Here is a 9,452-nt window from a genome sequence, read left to right on the forward strand (position 1 = left end):
ACGGGAGAGGTGACCCGATCGCACTCTCACGCTCTGCAGGAGGGGGTGAGAGTGCGATCCGGTCACCGGGTCAGCGGTGGTCCAGCAGGTCCTGGTACTCGGCGTGCCGCGCGACGTACGCCTTGACGAACGGGCACAGCGCGACCACGCGTCGGCCCGACGCGCGCACGTCGTCGAGCGCGCCGCGCACGAGCGCCGAGCCGACGCCCTGCCCCTCGGCCTCCGGCTCGACCTCGGTGTGCGTGAACACCACGCGCCCGTCGTCGACCACGTACGCCGCGAGGCCCAGCAGCTCACCGCCGGGCGTGCGCGCCTCGAACCGGCCCTCGGCGGGCACGTCGGTCACCACCACGTCGCTCATGGCGTCGATCATGGGCGACCGTCGCGGCCCGCGCACGCGTGGCGGAGGGTGTCGGCGACGGGTGCGAGCATGAGCGCATGCTCCAGACCTACCGGGACGTCCTCGCGCGCCCCGGCGCACTCGCGTTCTCCGCCACCGGTGTCGTCGCCCGCCTGCCCATGTCGATGGTCGGCATCGGCATCGTCCTCATGGTCTCGTCGCTGTACGGCTCGTACGGGCTGGCCGGGCGGGTGTCCGCCGCGATGGTCGTCGCGCAGGCCGCGGGCGGCCCGCAGATCGCACGCCTCGTGGACCGGTACGGGCAGGCGCGCGTCATGCGCCCCGCGATCGTGGTCTCGGCGACGAGCATCGTCGGCCTGATCGTGGCGGCGTCGGTGCACGCGCCGTCCGCGTGGCTGTACGTCACCGCGGTGCTCGCGGGCGCGACGATCGGGTCGTTCGGCTCGCTCGTGCGCGCGCGCTGGACGCACGTGCTGGGCGACGACCCGCGGCGCATCCACACCGCCTACTCGCTCGAGTCCGCGCTCGACGAGCTCGTGTTCGTGGTCGGCCCCGTCGCCGCGACCGCGCTCGCCACGAGCGTCGCGCCGACCGCCGGGCTGATCGTGCCCGTCGTCGCGATGCTCGTCGGGGGCCTGGCGTTCCTGTCGCTGCGCCGCACCGAGCCCGCGGTCGCCGCGGCGCACGAGCCCCGCCCGCGCGGCAGCGTGCTCGCGCGGCCCGGCATGCTCGTGATCATCCTGGTGTTCGTCGCGATCGGCGGGATCTTCGGCGCGACCGACGTCGCCACCGTCGCCTTCGCCGAGGAGCAGGGCAGCAAGGGAGCGGCGGGCCTGATCCTCGCGGTGTTCGCGCTCGGCTCGCTCATCTCCGGGCTGCTGTACGGCGCGCGGCACTGGGTGTCGCCGCTGCACCGGCGGTTCGCGATCGGCGTGGTCGCGCTCGCGATCGGCGTGTGCGCGTTCTTCCTCACGCAGTCGCTGTGGGCGCTCGCGGGCGTCATGTTCGTGGTCGGGTTCGCGATCGCGCCGTCGATCATCAACGGCAACGCCCTGGTCGCGGAGCTCGTGCCGGCGGGACGGCTCACCGAGGGCCTGACCTGGGTGGGCACGGGCCTGAGCGTCGGGGTGTCGGTCGGGTCGTCGCTCGCCGGCACGCAGATCGACGCGGGCGGCTCGCACGCGGGCTTCCTCGTCGTCGTGGCCTCGGGCGCGGCCGCGCTGGTCGCGACGCTCGTCGCGCTGCCGTCCCTGCGGCGGCAGGCGGCGGCGCGTGCGGGCGCGGACGCCGCGGACGCCGCGGACGACGCACCGGGTGACGTGCCGCCGGCGCCCACGGACGGCGGTCCGGCCGCGGACGCGGACGCGCTCGCGGACGCGACGTGCGTCGAGGACCAGCCGACGAGCCCCACCGCGGGCGCGGCCGTCGCGGCTGCCGAGCTGGCCACCGACCGGACGGGCGACACCCCCGGGCGCTGACGGCCCTCGGCTCCGCACCTCGCGCGTCGTGCGGCGTCGGGCAGGTCCGGTCGTGCGGAGCACACCCCACCCGGGCGCGGGCCGCGACACCCGGGCGACCCTGCGCGAAGTCCTGGGCCGGGGCCGGTCGCACCCCTAGGGTGACGGCCGTGAGCAGCGCTGCCCTCGCCCCGACCGTCGACGACGCGACGATCGCCGCCCTGACCCGCGTGGTCGCCCCCGTGGGGGAGCTGACCGGCGCGACCCCGCTGACCGGCGGCTACTTCGCCACGACGTACGCGGTCGACCTCGCGGACGGCACACGCGTGGTCGTGAAGACCGCGCCGACCGCGACCGAGCGGCTCATGACGTACGAGCTGGACCTCGTGCGCTCCGAGGCGCTGGTCTACGAGCTCGCGGCGGACCGGCCGGAGCTGCGCATGCCGCGGCTGCTGCGGTTCGACGGCTCGCGCACGGACCTGCCGGGCGACGTCGTCGTCGCGTCGTTCCTGCCCGGCACGCCCTGGCAGGAGTCGGGCTTCGGGAAGGTCGACGAGGACCCGCGCGCGGCACGCACGCAGCACGAGCTCGGCGTGCTCATGGCACGCCTGCACGCCGTGACCGGTGAGCGCTTCGGGTACGTGCGCTCGGTCGCCGAGCCCGCGGGCTCCGACGGCCCCGCCGGGGCGCGGCTGCACGGCGACACGTGGCCCGAGGCGTTCGGGCGCATGGTCGAGGCGATCCTCGGCGACGGCGTGCGGTGGGGCGTCGACCTGCGGCCCGACGACGTCCGCGCCGTGCTCGCGCGCCACCAGGGCGTGCTCGCCCGGGTCACGACGCCCGTGCTGGTGCACGGCGACCTGTGGGAGGGCAACGTCTTCGTCACCGCCGAGGGCGAGCTCGTCGGCGTCATCGACCCCGAGCGCGCGCTGTGGGCGGACCCGCTGATGGACCTGATCGGCGCCGACCAGTTCGGGCGCGACACGCCGGCGCCGCGCCTGCTCGCGGGGCTGCGGGAGGGCGGCGCGCCGCTGAGCCTCGACGACGAGGACGCCTACGTACGCTTCATGCTCTACCGCATGTACATGAGCATGATCCTGCACGTCGAGGCCGAGCCCCGCGGGTATGACGGGGAGGGCGGAGCGTGGTACCGCCGCACGTCCGGCGAGCTCCTGGGCTGGGCGCTGGACGAGCTGCTGCGCCGCTGAGGCCCCGGGACGGCGCCAGGGAGCAGCCGTCGACGTCTCGCGGCTCACACCCCGTGCGGGTGCGGGCGCCGGGTGGCGGGCCGACGATGAGGAGGAACCCCACCACTCCTCGGAGGTCCCCCGTGGCACGTCGCACCGTCGCCGACCAGCTCGTCTCGCAGATCATCGCCGCGGGTGCGCGGCACGTGTACGGGATCGTCGGGGACAGCCTCAACCCCGTGGTCGACGCGGTGCGGCGCGCGCGGGAGGACGGCGCCGACATCGAGTGGGTGCACGTGCGGCACGAGGAGGCGGGCGCGTTCGCGGCGGCCGCCGAGGCCGAGCTCACGGGCCGGCTCGCGGTGTGCGCCGGGTCCTGCGGGCCCGGCAACCTGCACCTCATCAACGGCCTGTACGACGCGAACCGCACGCGCGTGCCCGTGCTCGCGATCGCGTCGCACATCCCGTCCGCGCAGATCGGCACGCAGTACTTCCAGGAGACGCACCCCGACCGGCTGTTCCTCGAGTGCTCGGTGTACTCCGAGCTCGTGTCGACCGCCGAGCAGGCGCCGCGCGTGATCCGCTCGGCGATCCACCACGCGTACGGCGCGCCCGGCGTCGCGGTGCTGAGCCTGCCGGGCGACGTCGCCGACCAGGCCGCGCACGACGACGGCGTCGACGTGCTGACGCCGCCGCCCGCACCGCGCGTCGTGCCCGACGCGGACGCCGTGCAGGCGCTGGCCGACGCGATCGACGCCGCGGGCAAGGTGACGATCTTCGCGGGCGCCGGCGTCGCGGGCGCCCGGCCCGACGTGCTCGCGCTGGCCGACCGGATCGCCGCGCCCGTGGGGCACTCGCTGCGCGGCAAGGAGCACGTGCAGGTCGACAACCCGTTCGACGTCGGCATGTCCGGGCTGCTCGGGTACGGCGCGTGCCAGGCCGCCATGGAGGGCGCCGACCTGCTGCTGCTCCTGGGCACCGACTTCCCCTACGACCAGTTCCTGCCGTCCGACGTGCGCACCGCGCAGGTCGACATCGACCCCACGCGGCTGGGCCGGCGCACGCGCAACGACCTCGTGGTGCTCGGCGACGTCGGCGAGACGCTGCGTGCGCTGCTGCCGCTCGTGCAGCGCAAGCGCAGCCGTCGGTTCCTCGACAAGATGGTCGACAAGCACCGCCGCGCCATGGAGGGCGTCGTCGGGGCGTACACCAAGGACGTCGAGCACCACACGCCCATCCACCCCGAGTACGCGGCCGTGCTGCTCGACGAGGAGGCCGCCGACGACGCCGTGTTCACCGTCGACACCGGCATGTGCAACGTGTGGGCGGCGCGGTACATCACCCCGAACGGGCGGCGCCGCGTCATCGGGTCGTTCCTGCACGGGTCGATGGCCAACGCGGTGCCGCACGCGATCGGCGCCGCCCTCGCGGCACGCGACGACGGCGGCCCGCAGCGGCACGTCGTCGCGATGGCCGGCGACGGCGGCCTGTCGATGCTGCTGGGCGAGCTGATCACGCTCAAGCACTACGACCTGCCGGTCAAGGTGATCCTGTTCGACAACGCGACGCTCGGCATGGTGCGCCTCGAGATGCTCGTCGACGGCCTGCCGTCGTACGCGACCGACTCGCCGCACGTCGACTACGCGGCGGTCGCGCAGGCCGTCGGCATCCCGTCGGTGCGCGTCGAGGACCCCACGCAGATCCGGGCGGCGCTGCGGCAGGCGTTCTCGCACGACGGTCCCGCGCTCGTCGACCTCGTCACCGACCCGCGCGCGCTGTCGATCCCGCCGAAGATCACGCGCAAGCAGGTCGCCGGGTTCACCGCCGCGATGAGCAAGGAGGTGCTCGGCGGCGGGCTCGGCGAGGTCATGGCGATGGCCCGGTCGAACCTACGGAACGTGCCGCGCCCCTGACGCGACCGCGCGACCCGGGCGGCGCCGTCCTCAGCCCGCGTCGAGCGCCGCGTACAGGTCGATCGCGTTGCCGTCGGGGTCGAGCAGCACCGCGTACCGCTGGCCCCAGAACGCGTCCCACGGCGCGCGGTGCCCCGTGTGACCGGCGGCGACCATCGCGGCGTACGTCGCGTCGACCCCGGCCGGCGACCCCGCGTCGAACGCGAACGCGACGTGGTGCCCGCCGGTCGGCGGCACGTAGCCCGGGTCGAACGAGCGGATCGTCTCGACCGTGTCCCACGCGAGCAGCGTGCCGTCGTCGAGCCGCGCCTCGACGTGCGGGGCGTCGTCCTGCCCGTCGTCGACCGGGACCCCGAGGGCCCGGTAGAACCGGAGGGACGCGGCCATGTCACGCGTGACGATGCCGAGCAGACCGAGCGAGAGCGCCATGCGAGGAACCGTACGGCGTGGCACCGACACGCGGCCCCACGCCCCGCCAGACGCGCGTCAGGGCGTCGGGTGCAGCGCGTCGTACCGCCAGAACGTGCGCTGCGCGCGCACCAGGACCCACAGCAGCACGACGCACGCGGCACCGCCCAGCACCGCGGCCCAGCCCTCGCCCACGCGGGTCGCGAGCGCGCCGAGCACGAGCTCGCCCAGGCGCGGCCCGCCCGCGACGACCACGACGAACACGCCCTGCAGCCGGCCGCGCATGTCGTCGGGCGTCGCGGTCTGCAGGATCGTCTGGCGGAACACCGCCGACACGGTGTCCGACGCACCCGCGAGCGCGAGCGTCACGACCGCGAGCGCCAGCGCGACGGGCAGCACGTGGTCGGGCGTCGTGCGGCCCGCGGTCACGAGCACGACGCCGAACGCGACGATCGACAGCCCCCACGCGGTGATCGCGACGGCGATGATGCGGCCCTGCCAGCGCACGCGCGCGAGCCCGCCCGAGAACAGCCCGGCCACGACCCCGCCCACGGCGATGGCCGCGACGAGCACGCCCGTCGTCGTCTCGCCGCCGCCCAGGTACAGCACGCCGACCGCGGGGAACAGCACGCGCGGCATCGCCGTGATCATCGCGACCAGGTCGACGAGGAACGTCATGCGCACGTTGCGCTGCGTGCCCAGGTACCGCAGGCCGTCGACCACCGACCCGAGGCCGAGCCGCTCGCGGCGGTGGGCCGACGGCTCGGGCGGCACGGGCGGCAGCCGCAGCAGCGCGGTCAGCGCGAACGTGAACAGCACCGCGTCGACCGCGTACGCCCACGCGTACCCGACGCCCGCGACCAGCAGCGCTCCCGCGAGCGGCCCGACCGTGAGCGCGGTGTTCCAGCCGATGGTCTGCAGCGCGTTCGCCGCGGGCATGAGGCGCGGCTCGAGCAGCCGCGGGATGATCGCCGACCGTGCCGGTGAGTTCACGGCACCGGCCGCGGACTGCACCGCGACCAGCCCGTACAGCAGCCCGACGTGCTCGTTGCCGAGCGCGGCCTGCGTGACCAGGCCCAGCACCGCGACCCACGACACGACCGACGCGACGAGCGCGACGGTCCGGCGGTCGTAGTGGTCGACGAGCGCGCCGCCGTACAGGCCGAAGACGACGAGCGGCACGAGCGCGCAGACCCCGAGCACGCCGACCGCGAGCGTCGACGACGTCAGCGCGTAGACCTGCAGGCCGACCGCGACGACCGTGAGCTGCGCGCCCAGGTTCGCGACCGAGAGGCCGAGCCACAGGCGCCGGAACGCCGGGCTGACGCGGACGGGGGTCAGGTCGACGAGCACGGAAGGCACTCGCCGCAGCCTACGGGCGGCGCGACGCCCCCGGCCGCGCCGATCTCCGGCCCGCCCGGCGCGACGGCCGCGGGAGCGCCGTCAGGCCGGGCGCCACGCCTCGAGCGCCGCGAGCGCGTCCGCCACCACGACGTCGGGTGCGCCCGCGACGGGCACGGTCACGCCGTCCTCGTCGACCTGCAGCGGCTCGAGCGTCGCGAGCTGCGACTCCAGCAGGCTGGGCGGCATCCAGTGCCCCGAGCGGTGCACCATGCGGTCGCGCAGCACGTCGGCCGGCACGTCGACCAGCACGAACCGCACGCGGCCCTGCGCCTCGCGCAGCACCGCGCGGTACACGCGCCGCAGCGACGAGCACGCGACCACCGTCGACGTGCCCGCCGCCGCGTGCTCGCTCATCGCGTCGCGCAGGGTCCGCAGCCACGGCCAGCGGTCGTCGTCCGTGAGCGGCACGCCGTCGCGCATCTTCACGACGTTGGCCTCCGGGTGGAACGCGTCCCCCTCGAGGAACGGCCGGCCGAGCCGGTCCGCGAGCGCCTGCCCGACGGTCGACTTGCCGGTCCCGGAGACGCCCATGACCACGATGTGCTCGACACCCACGGCCCTACCCTGCCATCGAGCGGGCCGTGGGTGCCGGGACGTGTCAGGGACGCGTCGCGTCCGGGTTGGCGTCGTCGGCGTCCACGAGCGGGCCGTCCGACGGCTCCCACGTGCCCGCCGCCGTCTCCGACGCGTCGTCGTCCGACCCCGAGAACCGGGCCTTCGCGGTCGACACGGCCTTGTCCTTGAGCGCGGCGCCCTGCGTGCGCGCGAACTCGGTCGCGGTCTTCTCGGCGTCCTGCACGTAGCCCTGGACGCGCGGGTCGTGCCACGTGTCCGACGCCCACGTCTTGATCTTCTCGAACTGCTGGCGTCCGGCACGGGTGCCCAGCAGGTAGCCGACACCGGCGCCGACGACGAACGCGGCCTTGCCCTTCATGGGTCCTCCTTCGCGCCGGCCCGGGGACCGACGGGTCGTTGACGGGGGCGGGCGACCCGGGTCACCGGCACGCTCGGCCGGGTCGCCGGGCCACGTCGCCGCGAGGTTGCGAGCGTAGGTCGGGCGTGCGGCGCCCGCTCGCCGAGCGGGCCGACCGGCCCGGCGCGACACTGGCGGCACCGACGGCCGCCGGCCGTCCGACCCCGGGAGGTCGCCGTGGCCACCGACCCCGCCGCAGCGGAGCCCGCCCCCCGCGGGGACGACGACAGCACCGGCGAGCCCGCGCTGCGCCGCACGGTCGGCCGTCGGATGCTCCTGGTGTTCGTCGTGGGCGACATCCTCGGGGCGGGGATCTACGCGCTGACCGGCAAGGTCGCCGCCGAGGTGGGCGGCGCGATCTGGATCCCGTTCGTCGTGGCGTTCGCGCTCGCGGCGCTCACCGCGACGGCGTACGCCGAGCTCGTGAGCCGGTACCCGCGCGCGGCGGGCGCGGCCGTGTACGCGCAGCGCGCGTTCGGGCGGCCGTTCGTCACGTTCCTCGTCGCGTTCGCGGTGCTCATGAGCGGCATCACGAGCGCGAGCGCCGCGGCGCGCGCGTTCGGCGGCGACTACCTCGCCGAGCTCGTGACGGTGCCGACCCTCGTCGCGGCGTGGGCGTTCGTGCTGCTGGTCGCGGTGGTCAACGCGATCGGCATCAGCGAGTCGGTGCGCGTCAACCTCGTGCTGACGGCCGTCGAGGTCACGGGGCTCCTCGTCGTCCTCGCGATCGGGGTGCGCGCGTTCCTCGCGGGCGAGGGCGACCCGTCGCGTGCGATGACCCTGACGACCGACGGGCCCGCGTGGGTGGCCGTGCTCGGCGGGACCGCGCTCGCGTTCTACGCGCTGCTGGGGTTCGAGGACTCCGTCAACCTCGCCGAGGAGTGCCGCGCGCCGCGGCGCGACTTCCCGCGCGCGCTGTTCGGGGGCATCGCCGTCACGGGCGTCATCTACCTGGCGGTCGCGTTCACGACGTCGATGCTCGTGGACACGGCGACGCTGCGGGAGTCCAGCGGGCCGCTGCTCGAGGTCGTACGGGTCGCGGGCCTGGCGTTCCCGCCGTGGCTGTTCGCGCTCATCGCGCTCGTCGCGGTGTCCAACACCGCGCTCATCAACATGATCATGGCGTCGCGCGTCGTCTACGGGATGTCGCGCGAGGGCATCGTGCCCGCGTGGCTGGGCCGCGTGGACCGGCGCCGCCGCACGCCGTGGGTCGCGATCGCGTTCACGACGGCCGTCGCGCTCACGCTCGTGAGCACGGGCGACCTGTCGGGTCTCGCCGACACGACCGTGCTGCTCCTGCTGCTCGTGTTCGCGGTGGTCAACGTGTCGGTGCTGGTGCTGCGGCGGCGTCCCGACGACGCGGACGCGCCCGTCGACGGCGACGAGCGCGGCGGGTTCCGGGCACCGACGTGGGCACCCGTGCTGGGCGCGGTCGTGTCGCTCGTGCTCGCGTCGCCGCTGTCGGGGCGCTCGGCCGACGTGTACGCGCGTGCCGGCGTGCTGCTCGCGGTCGGCGTCGTGCTGTACGTCGTCAACCGGCTGCTCGTGGGCCCCGCGCGCCAGGCGGACGCGGTCGCCGCGACCGCGCACCACGACCCCCGCTGACCTCGCGCCGTGGCGGCCGCCCGCTCGCCCACGGACAGCGGTACGGCTCCACGGACAGCGGCGCGCGGCTGTCCGTCGACGGCGGCGCTGTCCGTCGACGGCGGCGCTGTCCGTCGGCGGGGCGGGGGTGATGCGGGGGCGGGG

9 protein-coding genes are annotated in these 9,452 nt (G+C 75.3%); 4 read left to right on the top strand and 5 right to left on the bottom strand.

The features are described from left to right. Positions 1 to 70 precede the first annotated feature (70 nt). Positions 71 to 361 carry a GNAT family N-acetyltransferase gene (locus tag CS2_RS16510; RefSeq protein WP_046530876.1) on the bottom strand — a complete coding sequence of 97 codons (291 nt, stop codon included), beginning with the start codon at positions 359 to 361 and terminating at the stop codon, positions 71 to 73. A gap of 77 nt (positions 362 to 438) precedes the next feature. Here CS2_RS16510 and CS2_RS16515 point away from each other — a divergent pair, with 77 nt between their 5' ends. From CS2_RS16515 to CS2_RS16525, 3 genes are all read left to right on the top strand, one after another. Continuing rightward, a complete protein-coding gene (locus CS2_RS16515) occupies positions 439 to 1,839 on the top strand; it encodes an MFS transporter (protein WP_070320805.1) in 1,401 nt (466 codons plus the stop codon). A gap of 149 nt (positions 1,840 to 1,988) precedes the next feature. Then, the gene (locus CS2_RS16520; RefSeq protein ID WP_233421230.1) at positions 1,989 to 3,026 is read left to right on the top strand and encodes a phosphotransferase family protein; all 1,038 of its coding nucleotides are present in this window, start codon (positions 1,989 to 1,991) and stop codon (positions 3,024 to 3,026) included. A gap of 86 nt (positions 3,027 to 3,112) precedes the next feature. Continuing rightward, the gene (locus CS2_RS16525; RefSeq protein WP_217997402.1) at positions 3,113 to 4,918 is read left to right on the top strand and encodes a pyruvate dehydrogenase; all 1,806 of its coding nucleotides are present in this window, start codon (positions 3,113 to 3,115) and stop codon (positions 4,916 to 4,918) included. 30 nt (positions 4,919 to 4,948) lie between these two features. Here the strand turns inward: CS2_RS16525 and CS2_RS16530 are convergent, their stop codons facing one another. From CS2_RS16530 to CS2_RS16545, 4 genes are all read right to left on the bottom strand, one after another. Further along, on the bottom strand, positions 4,949 to 5,347 hold the full coding sequence (locus CS2_RS16530; protein WP_070320802.1) for a VOC family protein: 399 nt from the start codon (positions 5,345 to 5,347) through the stop codon (positions 4,949 to 4,951). Between the two features lie 57 nt (positions 5,348 to 5,404). Next, positions 5,405 to 6,688 (bottom strand): MFS transporter, encoded by a 1,284-nt coding sequence (locus tag CS2_RS16535; protein ID WP_046529391.1) that lies wholly within the window; start codon positions 6,686 to 6,688, stop codon positions 5,405 to 5,407. Positions 6,689 to 6,769: 81 nt separating this feature from the next. Beyond that, entirely contained in the window at positions 6,770 to 7,285 is a 516-nt protein-coding gene (locus CS2_RS16540; RefSeq protein WP_082740318.1) for a gluconokinase, read from the bottom strand. A 43-nt stretch (positions 7,286 to 7,328) separates the two neighbouring features. Next, positions 7,329 to 7,664: a YtxH domain-containing protein gene (locus tag CS2_RS16545; RefSeq protein ID WP_070320803.1), complete on the bottom strand. Its 336-nt coding sequence runs from the start codon at positions 7,662 to 7,664 to the stop codon at positions 7,329 to 7,331. Between the two features lie 216 nt (positions 7,665 to 7,880). Between CS2_RS16545 and CS2_RS16550 the strand changes: the two genes are divergently transcribed. After that, a complete protein-coding gene (locus tag CS2_RS16550) occupies positions 7,881 to 9,308 on the top strand; it encodes an APC family permease (protein ID WP_070320804.1) in 1,428 nt (475 codons plus the stop codon). The last annotated feature ends 144 nt before the right edge of the window (positions 9,309 to 9,452 follow it).

The organism is Cellulomonas iranensis NBRC 101100 = JCM 18110, assembly GCF_001552375.1.
Classification (GTDB): Bacteria; Actinomycetota; Actinomycetes; order Actinomycetales; family Cellulomonadaceae; genus Cellulomonas; species Cellulomonas iranensis.

Excerpts from the sequence above, each read along its gene's own strand:
- CS2_RS16510 (WP_046530876.1), bottom strand. The coding sequence starts at position 361 with ATGAGCGACGTGGTGGTGACCGACGTGCCCGCCGAGGGCCGGTTCGAG.
- CS2_RS16515 (WP_070320805.1), top strand. The coding sequence starts at position 439 with ATGCTCCAGACCTACCGGGACGTCCTCGCGCGCCCCGGCGCACTCGCG.
- CS2_RS16525 (WP_217997402.1), top strand. The coding sequence starts at position 3,113 with ATGAGGAGGAACCCCACCACTCCTCGGAGGTCCCCCGTGGCACGTCGC.
- CS2_RS16530 (WP_070320802.1), bottom strand. The coding sequence starts at position 5,347 with ATGGCGCTCTCGCTCGGTCTGCTCGGCATCGTCACGCGTGACATGGCC.
- CS2_RS16545 (WP_070320803.1), bottom strand. The coding sequence starts at position 7,664 with ATGAAGGGCAAGGCCGCGTTCGTCGTCGGCGCCGGTGTCGGCTACCTG.